We start from the raw sequence: 20,990 nt of genomic DNA on the forward strand, positions 1-20,990 counted from the left end.
CGCGGCCTCGATGGCGCGCTTGACGTAACGGTCGTCGACCAGCTCGGCGGCGGCGCGCGCCGGGTCCAGGTTGGCCAGGAAGCCGCGGTCGGCCTCGATCAGCGTGTCGCGCAGGCGCCGCACCAGTTCCTCGGTGTAGCTGGGGAACGGATACGGCTGGAAGTCGATGCGGCGCTCGTCCCAGCCGGCGTGGCGGATCGCGCCGCTGGCCAGGTATTGCTCGCGGTCCGAGGCCGGCGGCGCCAGCACCTTGCTCAAGGCCGGCAGGCCATGCGGGGTGTAGCGGTTGATGCCTTCCTTGGACAGCAGCCTGGCGGTCTCCTCGCGGTTGTCGCGGATCCACAGCTGCGCCTGGACGATGGCGTCGACCACCTTCTGCGACCACTCGGGCCGCTGCTGCAGGTCGCGCTCGTGCATGAACACCACGCAGCAGGCGTGGTTGCGCCAGATGTCGCCGGTAAAGCGCAGCACCTTGCCCACGCCCAGCGTCTCGGCCACGGCGTTGAAGGGCTCGGCCACGATGTAGCCGGCGATGCGGTTCTGCGCCAGGGCCGGCGGCATGTCGGCCGGCGCCATCACCACCAGGTTGACCTCGTTGGCGGCCGGCGCGCCGTCCTTGCGCGACACCGGCGCCAGGCCGTTCTCGCGCAGCAGGTACTGCAGCATCACGTTGTGGATGGAATACCAGAACGGGATCGCCACGGTCTTGCCGCCCAGTTCCTTGACGCTGTTGATGGCCGGCGCCACCGTCAGGCCGGAACCGCCGACGTGGTTCCAGGCCACCACCTTGGCCGGCACCTGGCTGCCGAAGCGCGCCCATACCGTCATCGGCGACAGCAGGTGCACCACATTGACCTGGCCGGAAATGAAGGCCTCGATCACCTGGGCCCAGCTGCGCAGCAGCGTCGGCTTCTCGGCCTTGACGCCGGCCTTGTCGAACAGGCCATTGTTGTGCGCCACCAGCAGCGGCGCCGCGTCGGTGATCGGCAGGTAGCCGATGCGCACCGGCGCGTCGGGCTCGCTCTGCGCCCGCGCGTTGAAGGCCGACAGCAGCGGCGCGGCGCCGCCCACCGTCAGCAGGGCCGAGAGTTTCAACCAGTCGCGACGCGACATGTGTTCAAGGCACATCGATAGACTCCTTGGCGGCTTGGCCGCGTGCGACCCGCAGCGCATCGCGCAGGCGGGTCAGGATTTCCAGGCGCAACGCGCCCATTTCCGGCAACAGGTCGGCGCGCGGCTGCGGCAGGTCCACCGGCCACACGCCCAGGATGCGTCCCGGCGCGCCGCCCAGCAGCACGATGCGGTCGGCCAGCAGCAGCGCTTCGTCGATATCGTGGGTGATGAGGACGGCGGCGGTATGGAAGTCGGCCACCACCTGGCGCAGCAGCGCCTGCATGTCGCCGCGCGTGACCTCGTCGAGCGCGCCGAACGGCTCGTCCAGCAACAGCACCGCCGGCTGCCGCGCCAGGCAACGCGCCAGCGCGGTGCGCTGCGCCATGCCGCCGGACAGCTGCGCCGGCCGCAGGTGGCGCGCGTGCGACAGGCCGACCTCGTCGATGGCCTGGTCGATCCGCAGCCGGCGTTCGGCGGCGCTCAACCTCGGCTGGTGGGTGAAATCCAGGCCGAAGGCCACATTGCGTTCCAGCGACAGCCAGGGCAGCAGGCCGGGATCCTGGAACGCCACCGCCACGCGCGGATGCACGCCGGCCAACGGTTCGCCCTCCATCAGCAGCGTGCCGGCGCTGGCCGGCTGCAAGCCCGCCAGCACCCGCAGCAGGCTCGACTTGCCGGCGCCGCTGGCGCCCAGCACCGCCACCACCTCGCCCCGGTCCAGCACCAGGTCGACGTCCTGGAATACGTCGGCCGGCGCCTGCGCATAGCGCAGCGCCAGGCCGTGCGCCTGCAACACCGGACGCGGCCGCGCGCTCATGCGGCGCCCTCGGCCGCCAGGCGCGCCTGGCGCTTGGCCAGCTCGGTCTTGAGCTGCACCAGGCTGGGGGTGACGATGGGCAGGAAGGCCGCCTCGCGCCAGCGCCGCGCAAAGCCGTCGCCGGCCGGCTTCAGGTAGGCCGCGCCGCCGCTGGCCTGCAATTCGAGCTGCACCGCCTGGCTGGCGATCTCGGCCAGCGCGATGCGGCTTTCGAACAGCAGCCAGGGTTCGGCCACGAAGCGCTCGCTGCGCACGCCGTCGACCAGGCGCGCGGTCACCTCGTCGAGCTGCCGCGCCAGCGCCTGCAACGGTTCGCCGAGGATGCCGCGCGACGCCTGGCCCTGCCCGGTTTCGGTGGCGGCGCGCAAGGCGCGCCGCGCCAGGCCGATGGACAGGCCGCATTGCAGCCCGGCAAAGGCCGGCCGCGCCTGCGGCAGGTACTGGCGCGCATCGGGATGGATCAACCATTGCGGATCGATGCGCACGCCGCGCACGTCCAGCGCCGCGGTGTTGCTGGACTGCAGCGCCAGCAGCTCCAGGTCGGCGCTGCGCGTCAGGCCCTCGATATCGTGCGGCAGGGCCACCACGGCCGGCGTGCCGTCGGGGGCCGAGACGGCCGCGGCCACCAGGAAGCCCTGTTTGCGCAGGTTGGTGACCCACGGCATGCGGCCGTCCAGCACCCAGTGCGCGCCCTCCTGGCGCGCGCCGATCTGCAGCGACTCGATGCCGCTGAGGAATTTCATGGCGTTCGACAGCGCGGTGGCGCCGGCCACCTCGCCCGCCAGCAAGGGCGCCAGCCAGGCCTGCGACAAGGCCGCATTGGGGCTGCGCAGCAGGTATTCGATGAAGACGCGCTGGCCCCAGGCCACGAAGGCCGCGGCCACGGAATGCTCGGCCACCCGCGACACCGCCTCGATGGCGTCGCCGATGTCGGTGCCCGGCGCGCCGCCCTGCGCGGCCGGCACCCCCAGGCGGAATACGCCCGCCGCGGCCAATTGCGGCAGGACCTCGGCGGCGTCGTGGCTGCCGTCATCCAGCGCGCCGGCGTGGGTGTCGAGCCAGGCGGTCAATCCGGGCGACAGTCGCGGATCCGGCTGCCGCGCCGTCATTGCGCGCCGCTCCAGGCGTAGGCGCCGAGCTGTTCGTTCAGCGGCGTCTGCGCCAGGTTGTTGCCGAAATTGCAGATAGTCGCCAGCCCCACGCCAACGATCACTTCCAGCGCGTTGCCGTCGCTGTAGCCGGCCTCGCGCAGCGCCTGCAACTCGGCGTCGCTGACGCGGCCACGGGTGCGGATCACGGCTTCGGTGAAGGCGGCCAGCGCCTGCAGGCGGGCATCGGGCAGCGTGCCCTGGGCGCGCAGCGCGTCCACCACCTCCGGCGACAGCTTGGCCTTGTTGCGCGCCAGCGCGGTATGGCCGGCGACGCAGAAGGTGCAGCCGTGGCGGGTGCCGGCCACCAGTTGCACCACCTCGCGCTCCTGCAGCGTCAGCCCGGCGCGGGCATTGATCTGCGACAGCGTCTGGTAGGCCTCCAGCGCGACCGGCGCATTGGCCAGCACGCCCAGCAGGTTGGACAGATAGCCGGCGCCTTGTTCGGCGGCGGTCAGCGCGGCGCGGGTGGATTCGGGAGCGCTCTGCGCGGTGTGGACAGGCAAACGGGCCATGACGGTCTCCAGAAGACGATCAACGAAAACTCGATTGTGCGGGCGCCCCGCCCCGCGCGACAATGCACGGGGATCGCAAGCTGATGCTCGATCTTATCGACTTTCAGCTATGCGCTTATAACCAGGCGCCCTGCGTATCATCGCGCCAAACTGATCCGGTCGCGCCGCCATACCAGCGCGGCCCGATCCCTTGCCAAACTGCCTTCGCCATGCCGCCCTCGCCCGCCCCGAACGCCGATCAAGCCGCCGTCGACGCCCTGTTGCTGTCGAGCCTGGAGGTGCAATCCAGCTTGTATCACCTGGGGCAGTATTGCGGCAATTGGTCGGCCAGCACCAGCGGCCGCGCCCGCGCCAGTTTCCACCTGATCCTGCACGGCCGCTGCCGGGTCGACCTGGGGCCGGGCCAGGCGCCGCTGACCCTGGCGGCCGGCGACGGCGTATTCTTCCTGCGCGACCTGCCGCACACGCTGACGCCGCTGGATGCGCCCGCCGCGCCGGTGTGCCGCGACATGCGCCCGCTGCTGCCGCGCCAGGCCGACGGCACCGGGCTGGCCTGCGGTTTCTTCCAGTTCCGCCCGGGCCTGGCAGACCTGGTGGCCGAGACGCTGCCGGACGTGCTGGTGCTGCGCGCCGACGACGCCCGCTACGCCAGCGCGCGCGGCGTGTTCGACCTGATCCTGGGTGAGACCGCGCGCGATGGCGGCGCGTCCGAGGTGGTGCTGGAGCGGCTCACCGACATGCTGATCTTTTTCATGCTGCGCCACCTGGCGATCCATGACCGCCAGGCCCACGGCCTGTTCGTGCTGGCGCGCGATCCGGCCATGGCCGGCTTGCTGCAGGCGATCCTGGCGCGGCCGGCGGATCCCTGGAGCATGGACGACATGGCGCGCCACGTGCACATGTCCAAGGCCACCTTCCATCGCCGCTTCACGCTGCAAAGCGGCACCACGCCGGCGCAATTGCTGCAACTGCTGCGCATGCGCGTGGCGCGGCGCCTGCTGACGCAGGGCGCCGCCATCGCGGACGCCGCCGAACGGGTCGGCTATCGCTCGCAGGCGGCCTTCAGCCGGGTGTTCCAGCGCACCGAGGGCGTCGCGCCCTCGGCCTGGCGGCGCGGCGGCGCCTGAGCGGATCGCGCCCAGGCAGGCCGCGCCTCAGGACAGGCCCAGCAACAACTCCGCCAGCAGCTGCGGATGGGTGATGTGGGCTTCGTGCGGGGCGGCGATGTCGACCCAGTTCCAGCCCGGCTGCGACTTCACCAGCTGGCGCGACTGCTCCAGCACCGGCAGCTCGGGCTGGGTGCAATGGATGTAGGTGCGCGGCCGGCCGTTGCCGATGGGATGCTTGAGCGTCAGCGGCGTGGTGTAGCTGGCCAGCGGGTGCGGCGTCAGGCGGCGCTTGACCCAGGCCTCGTCGGCGCTGCCCGGCTTGAAGCCCCAGGCCGCGGGCAACGGCTCGGGGATCGGCACGGCCAGGCCGTTGGTGGCCTTGGAGGCGGCCGCGATGCGCGCGTCGGCGTCGGCCTTGGGGTACACCGAGAACGCATCCTGGCCGTTCTGCAGCACGATGGAGTCGAAGTACACCAGGTGCGCCAGCCGCTCCGGAATGCGGTCGGCCACGCCCGAGATCGGAATGCCGCCGAAGCTGTGGCCCACCAGGATCACGTCGTTCAGCTCTTCGCTCTGGATCACCTGGACCAGGTCCTCGACGAAGGTGTCGATGGTGATGCCCTTGTGCAGCAGGTGGGCGCGGTCGCCCATGCCGGTGAAGCTGGGCGCGTAGACGCGATGGCCGGCGGCCTGCAGCCGGTCGGCCACCGGCCGCCAGCACCAGCCGCCATGCCAGGAGCCGTGCGCCAGCACGTAGGTCTTGGCGCGGCCGGCGGCCGGCTTGGCCGCGATGGCCGGGGCCGCCGCCAGGGCGGGCAGCCCGGCGGCCAGTTGCAACAGGGTCCTGCGGGAAATCATGCTCATGCCATTCACACCTGCGCCAGGGCCTGGTCCAGGTCGGCCAGCAGATCGTCGATGTGCTCGATGCCGATCGACAGGCGCACGGTTTCCTCGCGCACACCCGCCTTCTGCAGTTCTTCCGGATTGAGCTGGCGGTGGGTGGTGGACGCCGGGTGCGTGGCCAGCGACTTGGCGTCGCCGATGTTGACCAGGCGCGTGAACAGCTGCAGCGCGTCCTGGAAGCGCGCGCCGGCTTCGCGGCCGCCCTTCACGCCGAACGTGAACAGGCCAGGCGCCTTGCCGCCCAGGTACTTGCGCACCAGCGCGTGGTCCGGGTGATCCGGCAGGCCGGCGTAGTTGACCCACTCGACCTTGGGATGCTCGCGCAGGTAGCTGGCCACCTTGACCGCGTTCTCGACGATGCGGTCCACGCGCAGCGCCAGCGTCTCGATGCCCTGCAGGATCTGGAACGAATTGAACGGCGAGATCGCGGCGCCGGTGTTGCGCAGCGGCACCACGCGGGCGCGGCCGATGTAGGCGGCCGGACCGAAGGCTTCGGTATAGACCACGCCGTGGTAACTGACATCGGGTTCGTTCAGGCGCTTGAAGCGGGCCTTGTGCTCGGCCCAGGGAAACTTGCCCGAGTCGATGATGGCGCCGCCCAGGCTGGTGCCGTGGCCGCCCAGGTACTTGGTCAGCGACTGCACCACGATGTCGGCGCCGTGCTCGATCGGACGCAGCAGGTACGGCGACGGCACGGTGTTGTCGACGATCAGCGGCAGGCCGTGGCGGTGGGCCAGCTCGGCCAGCGCGGCGATGTCGGTGATGTTGCCCAGCGGGTTGCCGACCGATTCGGCGAAGATGGCCTTGGTGCGCTCGTCGATCTGCGCCTCGAAGGCCGCCAGGTCGCTGGGGTTGGCGAAGCGCGTGGTGATGCCGTACTGCGGCAGCGTGTGGGCGAACAGGTTGTAGGTGCCGCCGTACAGCGTGCTGGACGAGACGATGTTGTCGCCCGCCTCGGCGATGGTCAGGATCGCGTAGGTCACCGCGGCCTGGCCCGAGGCCAGCGCCAGCGCGGCGATGCCGCCTTCCAGGGCCGCGACGCGCTGTTCCAGCACGTCGGTGGTGGGGTTCATGATGCGGGTGTAGATGTTGCCCGCCACCTTCAGGTCGAACAGGTCGGCGCCGTGCTGGGTGTCGTCAAAGGCATAGGCCACGGTCTGGTAGATCGGCACGGCCACCGCGCGCGTGGTCGGGTCCGGCTTGTAGCCGCCGTGCACGGCGATGGTTTCCAGCCGCCAATCGGGCTTCTTCGCTTCAGTCATGTAGTGCTCCTCAAATGCGTTATCGGTAATGGAATCAAGCGGCGAACCCGCGCGCGGCGCGCAGGATGCGATCGATGTCCCCATGATTGTTATAGGCGCCGACGGACAGGCGCAGGTAACCATACTCCACAATGCTGGCCACCACGCCCTCGCGGGCCAGGTGCGCCAGCGCCGCGGCCGGATCGGCCACGCGCAATGCGGTGGTGGTGCTGCGCAGCGCCGCGTCGGCCGGCGATACTACCTGCAGGCCCTGGGCGCGTAAACCGTCGCTCAGGGCCGTGGACAGTTCCAGTACCCACGGCTCGATGCGCTCGGGCCGCGCCCATTCGATCAGGTCCAGCGCCGCGGCCCAGCCGGCGATGCCGGGATAGTTCAGGTTGCCGGTCTCCAGGCGGCGGGCGTCGCCCGCGTCGGACACGCCCACCTGCCATTGCAGGCCGGTCTTGTCGAGCGTGGTCACTTCCGAAGGGCCGACGTACAGCGGGTCGAGCGCGTCGAGCAGGCGCGGCGACACGTGCAGCAGGCCCACGCCCAGCGGCCCCAGGAAGCCCTTGTGGGCGCCGCTGGCGAACGCGTCCACGCCCCAGGCGTCGACCTCGGCGCGCAACAGGCCCGCGCCCTGGATGCCGTCGACCACCAGCCAGATGCCGCGCTCGGCGCAGCGCCGGCCCAGTTCGGCGATGTCGGTGCGCAGGCCGCTGCCGTATTGCACCCACGAGACCGCGATCAGGCGCGTGCGCGCATCGACGTGCCGCCACAGGTCGTCGACCGTATAGCGGTGCGCGCGCGACGGCGGCACCCGCACCTGCACGCCGCGGCGGCACAGGTTGAGCCAGGGCAAGGCGTTGGTGGGATGTTCCTGGTCGTCGACCACCAGGTTGTCGCCTTCCTGCCAGGACAGGCCCTGCGCCACGGTGTTCAGGCCCTCGGTGGTGTTCTTGGTGAAGGCCAGCCGGCGCGCGTCGCCGCCGATCAGCCGCGCCAGCCGCGTGCGCAGCGCGCCGGCATCGCGCAGCCATTGCGGCTTGTCGCTGCGGGCATGGGTGATGCCGTCGAAGAAGGCGGCCACGCCCTCGGCCACCTTGGGCGCCAGCGGGCTGGTGTAGGCGATGTTGGCGTAGGCCTTGTCGCGAGTGATGGGAAACCATTCCCGGAATTCGTCCTGCCAGCTCATGCGAAACCTTCTTCAATCATGCAACTTGGTATGGACGGATTCTAGGTATATGACGGCAATTTGGATAAGGCTAAGTTCTCATAACCATATGACGATACAGTCGCTCGCGACGGCGATGCGCAGCCCTAGAATTCATGCCTTTCTTGCATACTTCGAATACGGGAACGGCATGCGGTTGATCTCTCTACTCAAGACCGCCGGCGTGGCGGCGGCGCTGGCACATATGGCGTTGTCCACGGCGAGCGCATCCACGGCGGGCGCCACGGTCGACGCCATCAAGAAGCGCGGCGAACTGGTGTGCGGCGTGAGCCAGGGCTCGGCCGGCCTGTCTATCGCCGACAAGCAGGGCCGCTGGACCGGCCTGGACGCCGACCTGTGCCGCGCGCTGGCCGCGGCGGTGCTGGGCGATCCGGAGAAGACGCGCTTCGTGCCGCTCAGCTCGCAGCAGCGCTTCCCCGCGCTGCAGGGCGGCGAGATCGACGTGCTCAACCGCAACACCACCATCACCTCCAGCCGCGACGCGGGCCTGGGCATCGTCTCGGCCGGCATCGTGTTCTATGACGGCCAGGGCTTCCTGGTGCCGAAGAAGCTGGGCGTGAAAAGCGCCACCGAACTGGACGGCGCGCAGGTCTGCGTGCAGCCCGGCACCGTCAACGAACAGAACCTGGTCGACTACTTCAAGAAGCAGAAGCTCACCTACCGCCCGGTGGTGATCGAGAACCTGGTCGAGCTGGAGCAGGCCTTCTACGCCGGCCGCTGCGACGTCTACCTGTCGGATGCCTCGACGCTGGCCGCCAGCCGCGCCGCGCGCGCCGCCAATCCCGACGACTTCGTCATCCTGCCCGAGCGCATCAACAAATCGCCGCTCGGCCCCTTCGTGCGCCAGGACGATCCCAACTGGACCGCCATCGTGCGCTGGACCGTGAACGCGCTGGTGGCCGCCGAGGAACTGGGCATCACCTCCCGGAACGTCGACAGCCAGGCGCAGAGCACCGATGCGCAGGTGCGCCGCCTGCTGGGCCTGGATCCCGGCATCGGCAAGAGTTTCGGGCTGGACGAGGGCTGGGCCCGCAACGTCATCAAGGCCGTCGGCAACTACGGCGAAGTGTGGGACCGCAACCTGGGCGCGGCCACCCCGCTCAAGCTGGAGCGCGGCCTGAACGCGCAGTGGAACCGGGGCGGCCTGCTGTATTCGCCGCCGTTCCAGTAAGCCCGCGCGATCGCGTGGACGCATGACGCCGCCAGGCGGGCCCCCGGGCCCGCCCGTGGCGTTTTTTCCTTTCTCTTTTCCTCATTCGCCGGCGCCGGCCGGGACCGACATGATCGCGATTCATCCCACGCCATGGAGCGCCGCCTGGCGGCGCTGGCTGCCCCTCGCGGCCTGGACGCTGGGGCTGGCCGCCCTGGCCGCGTTGTTGCTGCTGCACATCGAGGCCACGCAGGCGGCGCGCGGCATCCGCGGCGGCTTCGGCTTCCTGTTCCAGCCGGCCGGCTTCCGCATTTCGGAAAGCCTGCTGCCGGTGACGCCCGACGATCCCTACTGGATGTCGATCGCCGCCGGCCTGGTCAACACCCTCACGGTGGCGCTGGTGGCGATTCCGGTGGCGACGCTGCTGGGCATCGGCCTGGGCCTGCTGCGGCTGTCTTCGCGTCCGCTGGCCGCGCGCACCGCCGCCCTGATCATCGCGCCGTTGCGCAACACCCCGGTGCTGCTGCAATTGTTCGTCTGGTATGGCCTCTTGCTGCGGCTGCCGGACGCGCGCCAGGCGTGGTCGCCATTGCCCTCGGTGCTGCTGTCGAACCGCGGCCTGGCGTTGCCGGCGCTGCACGGCTGGCTGCCCTACGCGCTGGCGGCGGCGGGCGCCCTGCTGCTCGGCTGGCGCCTGCGCCACCGCCTGGGCCGCGCCGCGCCCTGGGCCGCGCTGGCGGCGACGGCGCTGGCCTGGGCATGGTTGCCCGGCGTCACCGTCGACCTGCCCGTCAGGCGTGGCCTGGGCCTGCAGGGCGGCTGGCAGCCCAGCATCGAATTCGCCGCGCTGGTGATCGGCCTGGTGGTGTTCCATGCCGCCTACATCGCCGACATCGTGCGCGCCGCGGTGCGGGCGGTGCCGGTGGGCCTGGTGGAAGCCGGCCAGGCCATGGCGCTGACGCCCTGGGGCGTGCTGCGCCACGTCGTCGCGCCCTATGCCGCGCGCGTGGCCCTGCCCCCCTATGCCAATCAGTGCCTGGCGCTGGTCAAGAACAGCACCCTGGCCATCGCCATCGGCTACCAGGAGCTGATGGCCGTCATCAATACCGCCATCACCCAGACCGGGCTGGCGCTGGAAGGCATCACGCTGGCCGTGGCCGTCTACCTGGGCCTGGCCCTGGCGCTGGGCGGCGCGCTGTCGGCCTGGAACGCGCGCCACGCCCGCCACGGCCCCGGCGACAGCCACGGCGCGCGCCTGGGCGAGCGGCCCGCGCTGCGCCTGCTGGACCGCGGCTCGCGCGGCATCGGTGGCTGGCTGGGCTCGGCGCTGATGGCGCTGCTGCTCGCCGCCGCGGGCTGGGCGTTGTTCGATTGGGCGCTGCTGCGCGCCGTCTGGAGCGGCGGCCCCGCCACCTGCGCCGCCGCGGCGGGCGCCTGCTGGGCCGCGGTGGGCGAGAACCTGCCGCTGCTGCTGTTCGGCGCCATGGCGCAGGCCGACCGCGCCCAGGCGCTGGCGGCCTGCGCCGCCCTGCTGGCCGGCGTGGCGGTGGCGCTGGGCCTGGGCCGGCTCGCGCCGCGAGCGCGTCTGGCATGGGTCGCGCTGATGCTGGTCGTCACTGTGATCGCGCTGGCCGGTTGGCCCTGGGGCGGCGCGGCCATCGGTCCGCTGCGTTGGGGCGGCCTGCTGGTGACGCTGATCCTGGCGATCGCGGCGCTGCTGGCGGCGTTGCCGCTGGCCTTCGGCCTGGCGCTGCTGCGCCGTTCCGGCAGCCCCGGCGGATCGCTCGCGGCCGCCGCATTGATCGAGGCCGTGCGCGGCGTGCCGCTGGTGACGCAATTGCTGTTCGCATCCTTCGTGCTGCCGTTGCTGCTGGGCGGCGGCGTGTCCAAATTCGGCATGGCGCTGGCGGCGCTGACGCTGCATACCGCCTGCCTGCTGGCGGAGGTGCTGCGCGGCGCGCTGCAGGCGATTCCGCCCGGCCAGATGATGGCGGCGCGCGCGCTCGGCATGCGCCCGGCCGTGGCCTACTGGACGGTGATCTGGCCGCAGGCGCGCCGCATCGCCGCGCCGGCGGCGCTGGGCGTGTTCGTGGGCGCGGTCAAGGACACCTCGCTGGTCAGCATCATCGGCGTATTCGACGTGCTGGGCGCGGCCAAGGCGGTGGTGGCGGGCACCGACTGGCGGCCGTACCACGTCGAGGTCTACCTGGCGGTGGCGCTGCTGTACTTCACGGCCAGCCTGGCGCTGTCGCGCGTGGCGCGGCGCATGGAAGGACCGGCGGCGGCCTGAGCCGCGCGGCGGGCTGGCGGCCTAGTGGCCGCGCGCGCCCAGCCGCTCCAGCCAGGCCGGACGCGGCGCGGCGTCCAGCCAGTTCTTCACGATCAGGCCCAGCTCGGTATCACCCGAGATGCGCAGCCGGCGCTGGAAGAACAGCGTGTCGGCGTCGGTCTCGGCGCGCATCAGCGCCAGCAGGTCGGCGACCTTGGCGCCCAGTTCCAGCTCGCAGGCCTGGCCGTTCCAGAGCGGCCGGAACGCGCCGCCGCGCACCATGAAACTGCTGCGCACGCCCAGGTCCTCGACGGTGATGGCGAAGCTGCGCCCGTCCAGTTCCGCCGGCGGACTGAGCCAGTCCAGGCGCCGGGCCAGCTCGAGCCCGGCCACGAAATGCAGCGACACCAGGGGCGCCGGCAGGCGCCGGCCCACGCGCGCGACCAGCCCCGGCACGGTGAATCCGACGCGGCTCATGGCGCCTCCTGCCAGGCGATGCCCGATTGCCCGTGGAAGTAGCCGTTGCAGCGGCCGATGCCGGCGGGCGGCGCCACGGCTTGCTGGACACGGCCGCCGCGCACGGCGTCGAGCGCGGCGATGGCCTCCAGCGTGCCGGACGATTGCGGGCTGACGCGCAACACGTCGGCACCCATGTCCGCCAGATAGCCCGCCTGGTCGAGCAGGTCGAGACAGGCCGCCGACTGCACCTGGATGCCATTGATCGCGAGGAACTCGCGCGATTCGCGGGTGCGCATGTCCAGACCGTCTGGATGCTCGATGCAGCGAAAGCCGCAATCATCCTTCTTCAGGCGGAAATGGCGCGCCGTGAAGCAGCGCGCCGAGAACGCCAGGGCCATGCGGCCCCACACCATGATCTCGGCCTCCAGCCCCGCCGGCCGCTCGGCCAGCAGCCGCGCCAGCGTGTTGACGTGCATTTCCAGCGGCGCCACGAAGCGCGTCGCGCCGCGCGCGGCCAGCCATTCCAGCGTGCCGCCGTGGTAGGCGTTCATGTGCGGTCCGGCCACGAACGGCCGCCCGCCCAGGTGCCGCAGCGCGCCGGCCTCGCCGGCCTCCACCTGGAAGTCCTGCTGCTCGCACAGGCGCCGCAGGGCCGAGGCCTCGGCGCCGGTCTCGATCAGCGTGCGGCCGGACAGCACCACTTCCTTGCCCGTGGCCGCGAGGTCGCGCGCCAGGTCGAGCCAGTCGTCGGCGCGCAGCTCGTGGCGCCGGCTACAGACGGTTTCGCCGATATAGAGGATGTCGGCCGGACTGTCGGCCAGCGCCGCGTAGAACGCCAGCGTGTGCTGGCGCGGCCAGTAGTACAGCAGCGGTCCGACCGAGATGCGGAAAGCCTTGGGTTTCATTTCCATGGACGTTCAAATGCGCCTTGCGTGACTTGGGAACCCTCGGCATGGCGCGCCAGCGTGGCGTTCCATTCGGGACGGGGGGAATAGCGGTTGGGGTCGACGTGGGCGCTGTCGAGCGCGGCGCGCAGCGTGGACACCACCTGCGTCACGTAGGCCGGGCTGCGCTGGCGCCCTTCGATCTTGATCGCCGACACGCCCATCTCGGCCAGCCTGGGCAACAGGCCGATGGCGTTCAGGCTGGTGGGTTCCTCCAGCGCGTGGTCGGCGACGCCGTCGACCTCGAAGCGGCCCTTGCACAGCGTCGGATAGGCGGCCGCCTCGCCCGGTCCATAGCGGTCGATCAGGATGCCGTTCAGGCGCGCGTCCAGGCGGCCGTCTTCCTCGACCCAGCGCACCGCGCTGGCGGGCGAACAGACGCCCTTGTTGTTGGGCGAATCGCCGGTGGCGTACGACGACAGCAGGCAGCGGCCCTCGGCCATGACGCACAGGCTGCCGAAGCCGAACACCTCGACTTCCACGCTGACGTTGGCGCAGATGCGGGCGATCTCGGCCAGGGTCAGCACGCGCGGCAGCACCACCCGGCGGATGCCGAATTGCTCCTTCATCAGTTCGATGGCGTCGGTGTGGGTGGCCGAGCCCTGCACCGACAGGTGCAGGCGCAGGTCGGGATAGCGGTCGCGGGCATAGCCCAGCAGGCCGGCATCGGCCATGATGACCGCGTCGGCGCCGAGCGCGTGCGCGGCATCGACCGCCTCGCGCCATTCGTGGCCGCGGCCCGCCTGCACGAAGGTGTTGATGGCGAACAGCACCTGGCGGTTCTTGCTGTGCGCCAGCTCGACGCCGGCGCGGATGTCGCTTTCGGTGAAGTTGAGCCCGGCGAAGTTGCGGGCGTTGGTGGCGTTCTTCAGGCCCAGGTAGACGGTGTCGGCGCCTGCCTCGATCGCCGCCTTCAGCGCGGCCAGGCTGCCTGCCGGCGCCACGAGTTCTAGGGGAGAGGTTCGGGTTTGCATGCCGGCCAGTCTAGGGGCCGGCACGGCCGCGGGCCTTGTCGCAGATCAAACCGCGCGGCGGCGCCGCGCACGCGCGATGTCAGACCGGATCGTCGCCGTGCAGGCCGTGCTCGACGGCGTAGACCGCCACCTGCACCCGGCTGGTCAGGTTGAGTTTCTTCAGCACGTTCTGCACGTGGATCTTGACCGTGCTTTCGCTGACGTCGAGCTCGCGCGCGATGACCTTGTTGCTGGCGCCGCGCGCCAGGCATTGCACGATCTGGCGCTCGCGCGCCGTGAGGCGATGGCGCTCGGCCTGCCCCGCCGGCGCCTGCGCGGCCAGGCTGGCCTGGCCGCGGAACTGCTCGACCAGCTTGGCCGTCATGCTCTCGGCGATCACCGGCTCGCCGCCGGCGGCTCGGCGGATGGCGGTGGTCAGCGCCTCGGCGTCGATGTTCTTGAGCAGATAGCCGCGGGCGCCGTCGCGCAGCGCCTGGCCAAGCTCGTCGGCTTCTTCCGACACGGTCAGGATGATGACGGCGCAGGACGGCAGGTCCTGGGTCAGCAGCTGCAGCGTCTCCAGGCCCGACAGGCCGGGCATGTTCAGGTCCAGCAGCACCACGTCGGGCTTGAGTTCCTTGGCGCGCTTGAGGCCCTCGACGCCGTCGCCGGCCTCGGCCACCACCTCGAAATCGGGCTGGCGCTGCAGCAGCAGCCGCATCCCCGAGCGGAACAGGGTGTGGTCGTCGACGAGCAGGATACGGATGGGCATGGTCTTGAAGGGCTCAGGCGGCCTGGCGTTCGGCGCCGGGCAGCGTCAGCGCGATGCGCGTGCCGCCGCCGGGTCGGGATTTCATTGTAATCGTGGCATGCATGCGGGCGGCGCGTTCGCGCATGATGTGCAGGCCCACGTGGGCCTCGCCGCGCTGCGACACCTCGGCCGGGTCGTAGCCCTGGCCGTTGTCGGCGATCAGCAGGTTGAAATCGCGGTCGTTGCGCACCACGATGTCGACCCGGTCGGCCTCGGAATGCTTGCGCACGTTGGACAGCGCTTCCTGCAGGATGAACAGCACCTGCAGCTGCTGCTCGGGCGCCAGCGGCGCGCCCACGCCCTGGCTGAAGGCCAGGTCGGTGCGCATGCCGGTCTGGCGGCGGAAGCGTTCGACGATGTCGCCAATGGAGCCCTTCAGGTCGCCCTGGCCCAGCTTGGCGCGGAAGTTCGTCAGCAGCTCGCGCACGTCCTTGTAGCTTTCGTCGACCCCGGTGCGCAGCAGCGGCAGGATCTCCTCGACTTCAGCCTGGTCGCCGCGCTTGACGGCCGCGTCCAGCAGCTGCAGCTGCAGGTTCAGGAAGTTCAGCCCCTGGGCCAGGCTGTCGTGCAGCCCCTGCGCCACCAGGCCGCGCTCCTGCACCACCGCCAGCTGGCGCGCCTGGGCGCTCAGGCGGCGGTTGTCCAGCGCCACGCCCAGGTGCTGCCCCAGGGTCTCCAGCAACTGCGAGTCGGACGGCGCCAGCCGCCGCTGGCTGCGGAAATGCAGCGAGTACGAGCCCAGCACCTCGTCGCGCGTGACGATGCGGAACACCGCCACGCTGGCGAAGCCGTCCTGCTGGCAGTTCAGGTCCAGCTGCGGCGGCGCCTGGCGGAAATCCTGGATCACGATGACGCCGGCCTGGCGCGTCGCCACGCCGCAATAGCAGTCGTCGACCCGCATGCAGTGCTCGGATTCGACCAGTTCGTCGGACAGCCCCAGCGACACCACCAGGTTGAGCTTTTCGTTGTCCGGGTCCAGCGCGCGGATGCTGCCGCCCTCGGCGTCGAACTGCAGCATGACGCGGCGCAGGAAGCCCTGGCACATGGCCTCGATGTCGTTGGGCTGGTTCAGGAACGCCGCCATGTCGTAGAGGGCGCCGATGTCGCGGTTCTGCGCCGCCAGCTGGGCGGTCTTTTCGCCCACGCGCTGCTCCAGGCCGGTGTACAGGCTCTGCAATTCGTCGGCCATGCGGTTGAAGCCGCGTGACAGCACGCCGAATTCGTCCTCGCTCTCGACCGGCAGGCGGGTGCTGAACTCGCGCGCCGCCATGCGCTGCAGGCCGTCGCGCAGGCGCAGCACGGGCGCGATGATCCACAAGTACAGCAGATAGATCATGGCCAGGGTGCCGGCGCTGGCGATGGCCGCCAGCACGCCCTGCGACAGCCGCAGCGAGGTCGTCTTGCCGGCGTTGTCCTGTTCGATCATGCGCACCAGCTCGTCGGCGCGGGCGACGAAATCGGGCAGCGTCTGCAGGTACTCTGCCGCGTCTTCGCGGGCGATGGCGCGCATTGCCGCCGGCCGCATGATGTCGCGCCAGTACTCGGCCACGCCGTGCCAATGCTGGCGGATGGTCGGGTCGTTGGGAATGAACAGCGGCCGCGCCGGGTTGCCGCGCTCCAGGCGGGCGATGGTGTCGTCCATCAGCCGCACCTGTTCCTCGGTGCGCACCTGGCGCCCGGCCTGCGGCCGCATCAGCTCGACCGCGACGCGGTTGGCGCGCATGCGCAGGCTGCCGGTGTCGTTGATGGCCGCGCCCGCGCCTTCCAGCTGCCACGACAGCCACAGCGTCAGGCCGATCATGCCCAGCACCACGATCAGCGCGATCAGCGAACTGGCGACAATGCGCGTCGACAGCCGGTGCCGCGGCGACGGCAGGCCCTGGGCGTCGGGGGAATGGTCGAGCGTGGTCATGAAATGGGCTGGCGGATGGGCGGGTTCGGGACGGTCGCGAGGCGAGCATGGCGCCGCGCGGTCCACAGCCTCAAGTGTAGTTCAGCCCCGCCCCACCGTGCGCGCGATGAAGTCCGCCACCGCCGCCGGATCGTTCAGCGGCAGGCAGGGCAAGCCGGTATCGAGCGCCGCGTCGGTCACGACGGCCAGGAAGCTGCCGTCCTCGGCGTGCAGCGGCGGCTTGCCCAGCGCCGGGCGGTAGACCTCGATGCGGGGGATGGCGGCCTGCTTGAAGCCCTCGACCAGCACCAGGTCGGCCGGCGCCAGGCGGGCCACCTGCTCGGCCAGCGACGGCTCGGGCGCGCCGCGCAGCTCGTGTACGATGGCGTAGCGGAACGGCGACGCCACCATCACCTCCTGCGCCCCGGCCTGGCGAAAGCGCGCGCTGTCCTTGCCGGGCGGCTCCATCTCGAAGTCGTGGTGGCTGTGCTTGATGACGCTGACCTTCAGGCCGCGCGCGCCCAGCAGCGGCAGCATGGCCTCGATCAGGGTGGTCTTGCCGCTGCCTGAGCGGCCGGCGATGCCGAAAACGGGGGTCATGCTGGCTCCGTGAACAAGGGACAGACGATGGGCAGGAACGCGTCCGCCCGGGCCGAGTATGCCAGCAAAGCGCCCGCCACCAGGTCGAAGTACCAGCCATGCAGGGTCAGGTCGCCGGCCTGCAGGCGCCGCTGCACGCACGGCAGGGCTTCCAGGTTGCGCAGCGAGATCAGGATGGAGGCCTGCTCGCAGGCCTGCCGGTGTTCCGCCAGGGACGCCGCCGGCATCTGGCTCAGCACCTGCTGGCGGGCCGGCTCGGCGATATCCATCCAGCGGTTCAGGTAGTCGGGCTCGCCGTCGGCGCGCGCCGGCCGCTCCATCAGCGCGCGGATGCCGCCGCACTGGGCATGGCCCAGCACGATGATGCGGCTGACCTTGAGTTGCTCGACCGCGAACTGGATCGCCGCCAGCACGCCGTGGTGGCCCTGGTCGCGGTCGGGCGGCGGCACCAGGTTGGCGACGTTGCGCACGGTGAAGATGTCGCCCGGGTCGCAGCCCAGCAGCATGGCCGGATCGACCCGCGAATCGCAGCAGCCCACCAGCAGCGTGCTGGGGTGCTGGCCGTCGCGCAGGTTGCGGTACAGCGACGGCGCCTCTTCGTAGTATTGGTGCTGGAAGCGCTGGAAGCCATCCACCAGCCGTTCTAGATCGCGCATGGTTCAGCCTCCGGTCTGCGACATGAAGCGCACGATGCGCTCGGGCCGGGTGGTGAACTCGTGGCGCTCCGGCTTGGCGGCGATGCCGGCGCGGATCGCCCGTTCCAGTTCGGCGTCGCTGGCGCCGTCGCGCAGCAGCCGGCCCAGCGGCACCTGGTCTTCCTGGCCCAGGCACAGGTACAGGGTGCCGTCCACCCCCAGCCGCACGCGGTTGCAGGCGGCGCAGAAATGGCGCGACATGGGGGTGATGACGCCCAGCACCGGCGCGCCGCTGCCGGCGCTCCAGTAACGGGCCGGGCCCGCGCCCTGCCCCGCCAGCGCCGGCACCAGGCCGGCGTCGGCCGCCAGCCGCGCGCCCAGCGCGCCCAGGTCGGCATGGGCATAGCGGCGGCCGCAATCGCCCACCGGCATCGGTTCGATCAGGCGCAGAATGAAGCCCTGCGCCACGGCGTAGTCCAGCAGCCGGCGCACGTCGGCCTCGGGCGTGGCGGCGTGCACCACGCTGTTGAGCTTGATCGGCGCGAAACCGGCGTCGCGCGCGGCGCGCAGGCCGGTCAGCACCGCGTCGAGGCAATCGCGGCCGGTGATGCGGCCGAACTCGGCCGCGTCCAGCGTGTCCAGGCTGATGTTGAGACGGTCCACGCCGGCCGCGCGCAACGCGGCGGCATGGCGCGCCAGCTGGGTGCCGTTGGTCGACAGCGACAGGTCGTCCACCCCCGGCAGCGCGGCAATCGCCGCCGCCAGGTCGGCCACGCCGCGGCGCAGCAGCGGTTCGCCGCCCGTCAGCCGCACGCGGCGCACGCCCAGGCCGGCGAACAGGCCCGTCAGTCGCGCCATCTCGTCGTGGCGCAGCCAGTTGGACGGTTCCTCGAAACCCTTGAAGCCCTTGGGCATGCAATAGCCGCAGCGCAGGTCGCAGCGGTCGGTGACCGACACCCGCAGATAGTCGATGCGGCGGCCGAAGCCGTCGATCAGCCCCCGCGGCGCGGCCGGCGCCAGGGTGGCGACCGAGGCCGCCGGGGCCACCGCCAGGGCGGGCGCGGGTGTCATGACGGGCTCCCGAACACCCGATCGTCCTCGGCGCCGCCCAGGTCGATGCCGCGCACGTCGGCGCGATCCACCAGCAGCCTGGCGTACTGGCGCCAGGCGGTGTCGCGGCTGGCGGCGGCCAGGGCAGAGGCGATCGATTCGTGCACCTGCTCGAACGGCAGCAGGCGTCCTTCGATGCGCCGCGTCACCCGCACGATGTGCAGCCCGTGACGGGTTTCCAGCACCTGCGGCAGCAGGCCGCCGGCCGGCAAGGCGAACACGGCCTTCTCGAATTCCGGCACGGTGTCGCCGCGCCCCAGCTGCCCCAGGTTGCCGCCCACCGTCGCCGACGGGCAGTTCGACTGCCGCCGCGCGACCTCGGCGAAACCGGACGGATCGGCCAGCAGGTCGGCCAGCACCGCGCCGGCGTGGGCCCGCAGCATGTCCAGATTCACCCCGGGGGTGACCTGGAACAGGATGTGATCGGCCTCGATCAGCTCGCCCACGATGAAGCGCTGCGGATTGGCCTGGTAGTAGCGCCGGCAGGCCGCCTCGTCGGCCTCGGGCGCCGGCGCGTGGCGTTCCAGCAGGACGCCGATGGCGTCGTCTTCCGAGGCGAGGTCCAACCCCTGCCGCGCGGCCTCATCCAGCAGCACCCGGCGCAGCACCAGCGCCGTGGTGGCGGCGCGCATCGGGTTGGGCGCGTCCGCGTGCAGCGGCAGTTCTTGCTCCATGTCGGCGTCGGTCAGTTCGACGCCATTGATCGTCACAGGCATGTCGGCCTCCTCGGGTCAGCGCGGACGCACCAGTTGCCAGGCGCGGCCCAGGTAGCCGACCGAGGCGAAGCCGCTCCAGACGTGCACCAGGCGCGTGAACGGGAAGATCACGAACAGCGTCAGGCCCATGAACAGGTGCGCCTTGAACAGCGGCGGCACCTCGGCCACGAAGTCGGCGGCGCCACTGCGGAAGGTGACGATGTGCTGCGCCCAGTTCATCAGGCGCACCATCATCTCGCCGTCCATGTGGCCGGCCGACAGCGCGATGGTCGACAGGCCCAGCAGCAGCGTCACCAGAATCCACGCCAGCAACAGCTTGTCGCCGGGCCGGGTGGCCTTGCGGATGCGCGGGTCGCTCAGGCGGCGGTGGATCAGGATCAGGAGGCCGATCAGGCACAGCCCGCCCATGACGCCGCCGGCCACCATGGCCACCGTCTGCTTGAGCGTGTGCGACACGCCCAGCGTGTCCCACACCACCACCGGGGTCAACAGGCCCGCCAGGTGGCCGAAGAACAGCCCCAGGATGCCGACGTGGAACAGGATGTTGCCCAGCCGCAGCTGGCCGCGATGCAGCAATTGCGAGCTGTCGGTCTTCCAGGTGTACTGCTCGCGCTCGAAGCGCGCCAGGCTGCCCAGCAGGAACACCGTCAGGGCGATGTAGGGATAGATGCCGAAGAAGAACTGGTTCAGGGAATTCATGATGCGTGTCCTGGAAATTAGCGGGTGACCGGCGCCCGGGGATAGAAGCGCACGGCCTGCGCGCCGTCGCCCGAGAACGGGCGCAGCAGCGGTTCGACGCCGTCGGCGCCGGTGCCGAAGGTCTCCATGGCTTCGTCCATGTCGCGCACCGGCGGCGCGGTCTGCTCGCGCGGCGTGACCCGCGACAGGCCGCGCAGCACGACGAAGACGCTGGCGTACGGGCTCTCGTTGCGCGCCAGGCGCGCGCCGATGGCGGCCAGCACGTGGATGGCGTCGTCCAGCAGGTCCTGCGCCACGGCCGGGTCGATCACGCCCAGGAACTCCAGGAACAGCGGCACGTGGTCCGGCAGTTCCGACACCACCGGTTCGAAGCCGTGCTGGCGGTAGGTCTCCAGCAGGTCGACCATGGCCTGGCCACGGTCGCGGCTTTCGCCGTGCACGTGCTCGAACAGGTGCAGCGAATGGGCGCGGTTGCGGTCGAAGGTGGCGACGTAGGTCTCCTGCAGCGCGATCAGGTCCTGGCTGGCCAGGTGGCCGATCAGCGGTTGCAGGGTTTCCTCGGCTTCCGGATAGGCGGCCAGCGCGCCCTCGACCTCGGTCAGGGCGTCCAGCAGTTCCTGTTCGGGGTAGCAGAGCAGCGCGGAAAGCAAGCGATAAAGGCTCATGGTGTTCT

General features: G+C 71.0%; 21 protein-coding genes. 3 read left to right on the plus strand and 18 right to left on the minus strand.

All coding sequences use genetic code 11. The features are described 5' to 3' along the window. The 4 genes from AOZ53_RS18235 to AOZ53_RS18250 all read right to left on the minus strand — a co-directional run. A partial coding sequence (locus AOZ53_RS18235; protein WP_054488864.1) for an ABC transporter substrate-binding protein occupies positions 1-1,128 on the minus strand: 1,128 nt, incomplete at its 3' end. Next, positions 1,118-1,930 carry an ABC transporter ATP-binding protein gene (locus AOZ53_RS18240; protein ID WP_054430580.1) on the minus strand — a complete coding sequence of 271 codons (813 nt, stop codon included), beginning with the start codon at positions 1,928-1,930 and terminating at the stop codon, positions 1,118-1,120. The genes AOZ53_RS18240 and AOZ53_RS18235, both read right to left, overlap by 11 nt. Then, entirely contained in the window at positions 1,927-3,039 is a 1,113-nt protein-coding gene (locus AOZ53_RS18245; protein ID WP_054488786.1) for an acyl-CoA dehydrogenase family protein, read from the minus strand. The genes AOZ53_RS18240 and AOZ53_RS18245 overlap by 4 nt, the downstream gene beginning before the upstream one ends. Then, positions 3,036-3,593 (minus strand): carboxymuconolactone decarboxylase family protein, encoded by a 558-nt coding sequence (locus AOZ53_RS18250; protein ID WP_054488788.1) that lies wholly within the window; start codon positions 3,591-3,593, stop codon positions 3,036-3,038. The genes AOZ53_RS18245 and AOZ53_RS18250 overlap by 4 nt, the downstream gene beginning before the upstream one ends. A 209-nt stretch (positions 3,594-3,802) precedes the next feature. On the opposite strand from AOZ53_RS18250, the gene AOZ53_RS18255 reads away from it, so the two are divergent. After that, positions 3,803-4,720: an AraC family transcriptional regulator gene (locus AOZ53_RS18255; RefSeq protein ID WP_054488790.1), complete on the plus strand. Its 918-nt coding sequence runs from the start codon at positions 3,803-3,805 to the stop codon at positions 4,718-4,720. 27 nt (positions 4,721-4,747) lie between these two features. On the opposite strand, the gene AOZ53_RS18260 is transcribed toward AOZ53_RS18255, so the two are convergent. From AOZ53_RS18260 to AOZ53_RS18270, 3 genes are read right to left on the minus strand one after another with little or no spacing between them, the layout of a single operon-like run. Further along, a complete protein-coding gene (locus tag AOZ53_RS18260) occupies positions 4,748-5,566 on the minus strand; it encodes an alpha/beta fold hydrolase (protein WP_024068963.1) in 819 nt (272 codons plus the stop codon). 5 nt (positions 5,567-5,571) lie between these two features. Further along, on the minus strand, positions 5,572-6,867 hold the full coding sequence (locus AOZ53_RS18265) for an O-acetylhomoserine aminocarboxypropyltransferase/cysteine synthase family protein (protein WP_054430584.1): 1,296 nt from the start codon (positions 6,865-6,867) through the stop codon (positions 5,572-5,574). Between the two features lie 34 nt (positions 6,868-6,901). After that, positions 6,902-8,041 (minus strand): aminotransferase class V-fold PLP-dependent enzyme, encoded by a 1,140-nt coding sequence (locus AOZ53_RS18270; RefSeq protein WP_054488793.1) that lies wholly within the window; start codon positions 8,039-8,041, stop codon positions 6,902-6,904. 169 nt (positions 8,042-8,210) lie between these two features. Between AOZ53_RS18270 and AOZ53_RS18275 the strand changes: the two genes are divergently transcribed. Together AOZ53_RS18275 and AOZ53_RS18280 are read left to right on the plus strand one after the other, a co-directional pair. Then, positions 8,211-9,251, plus strand: coding sequence for an amino acid ABC transporter substrate-binding protein (locus AOZ53_RS18275; protein ID WP_054430586.1), 1,041 nt, complete (start codon positions 8,211-8,213; stop codon positions 9,249-9,251). A 109-nt stretch (positions 9,252-9,360) separates the two neighbouring features. Beyond that, positions 9,361-11,520 carry an ABC transporter permease subunit gene (locus AOZ53_RS18280; RefSeq protein WP_054430587.1) on the plus strand — a complete coding sequence of 720 codons (2,160 nt, stop codon included), beginning with the start codon at positions 9,361-9,363 and terminating at the stop codon, positions 11,518-11,520. 21 nt (positions 11,521-11,541) lie between these two features. On the opposite strand, the gene AOZ53_RS18285 is transcribed toward AOZ53_RS18280, so the two are convergent. The 11 genes from AOZ53_RS18285 to narJ all read right to left on the minus strand — a co-directional run bounded on the left by AOZ53_RS18285 (position 11,542) and on the right by narJ (position 20,982). After that, positions 11,542-11,976, minus strand: coding sequence for a ubiquinone anaerobic biosynthesis accessory factor UbiT (locus tag AOZ53_RS18285; protein ID WP_054488795.1), 435 nt, complete (start codon positions 11,974-11,976; stop codon positions 11,542-11,544). Continuing rightward, the gene (locus AOZ53_RS18290) at positions 11,973-12,863 is read right to left on the minus strand and encodes a U32 family peptidase (RefSeq protein WP_054488866.1); all 891 of its coding nucleotides are present in this window, start codon (positions 12,861-12,863) and stop codon (positions 11,973-11,975) included. Before AOZ53_RS18290 ends, AOZ53_RS18285 begins: the two co-directional genes overlap by 4 nt. Further along, positions 12,860-13,876, minus strand: coding sequence for a ubiquinone anaerobic biosynthesis protein UbiU (locus AOZ53_RS18295; RefSeq protein ID WP_054430589.1), 1,017 nt, complete (start codon positions 13,874-13,876; stop codon positions 12,860-12,862). Before AOZ53_RS18295 ends, AOZ53_RS18290 begins: the two co-directional genes overlap by 4 nt. A 79-nt stretch (positions 13,877-13,955) precedes the next feature. Next, positions 13,956-14,627: a response regulator gene (locus AOZ53_RS18300; RefSeq protein ID WP_049074026.1), complete on the minus strand. Its 672-nt coding sequence runs from the start codon at positions 14,625-14,627 to the stop codon at positions 13,956-13,958. 13 nt (positions 14,628-14,640) lie between these two features. Continuing rightward, positions 14,641-16,578 carry a type IV pili methyl-accepting chemotaxis transducer N-terminal domain-containing protein gene (locus tag AOZ53_RS18305; protein WP_054488797.1) on the minus strand — a complete coding sequence of 646 codons (1,938 nt, stop codon included), beginning with the start codon at positions 16,576-16,578 and terminating at the stop codon, positions 14,641-14,643. Between the two features lie 81 nt (positions 16,579-16,659). Next, positions 16,660-17,157, minus strand: a complete 498-nt coding sequence (gene mobB, locus AOZ53_RS18310) for a molybdopterin-guanine dinucleotide biosynthesis protein B (protein ID WP_054488799.1) — start codon at positions 17,155-17,157, stop codon at positions 16,660-16,662. Continuing rightward, positions 17,154-17,813 carry a carbonic anhydrase gene (locus tag AOZ53_RS18315; protein WP_054430592.1) on the minus strand — a complete coding sequence of 220 codons (660 nt, stop codon included), beginning with the start codon at positions 17,811-17,813 and terminating at the stop codon, positions 17,154-17,156. Before AOZ53_RS18315 ends, mobB begins: the two co-directional genes overlap by 4 nt. Positions 17,814-17,816: 3 nt before the next feature. Further along, entirely contained in the window at positions 17,817-18,863 is a 1,047-nt protein-coding gene (gene moaA / locus AOZ53_RS18320; RefSeq protein WP_231690640.1) for a GTP 3',8-cyclase MoaA, read from the minus strand. After that, on the minus strand, positions 18,860-19,618 hold the full coding sequence (locus AOZ53_RS18325; protein ID WP_054475052.1) for a peptidylprolyl isomerase: 759 nt from the start codon (positions 19,616-19,618) through the stop codon (positions 18,860-18,862). The genes moaA and AOZ53_RS18325 overlap by 4 nt, the downstream gene beginning before the upstream one ends. Positions 19,619-19,633: 15 nt before the next feature. Further along, positions 19,634-20,317: a respiratory nitrate reductase subunit gamma gene (narI, locus tag AOZ53_RS18330; RefSeq protein WP_054475050.1), complete on the minus strand. Its 684-nt coding sequence runs from the start codon at positions 20,315-20,317 to the stop codon at positions 19,634-19,636. A 17-nt stretch (positions 20,318-20,334) separates the two neighbouring features. Continuing rightward, positions 20,335-20,982, minus strand: a complete 648-nt coding sequence (narJ, locus tag AOZ53_RS18335) for a nitrate reductase molybdenum cofactor assembly chaperone (protein WP_054430596.1) — start codon at positions 20,980-20,982, stop codon at positions 20,335-20,337. Positions 20,983-20,990 lie beyond the last annotated feature (8 nt).

It is taken from the genome of Achromobacter sp. 2789STDY5608621 (assembly GCF_001299375.1).
Taxonomy (GTDB): Bacteria; Pseudomonadota; Gammaproteobacteria; order Burkholderiales; family Burkholderiaceae_B; genus Achromobacter; species Achromobacter insuavis.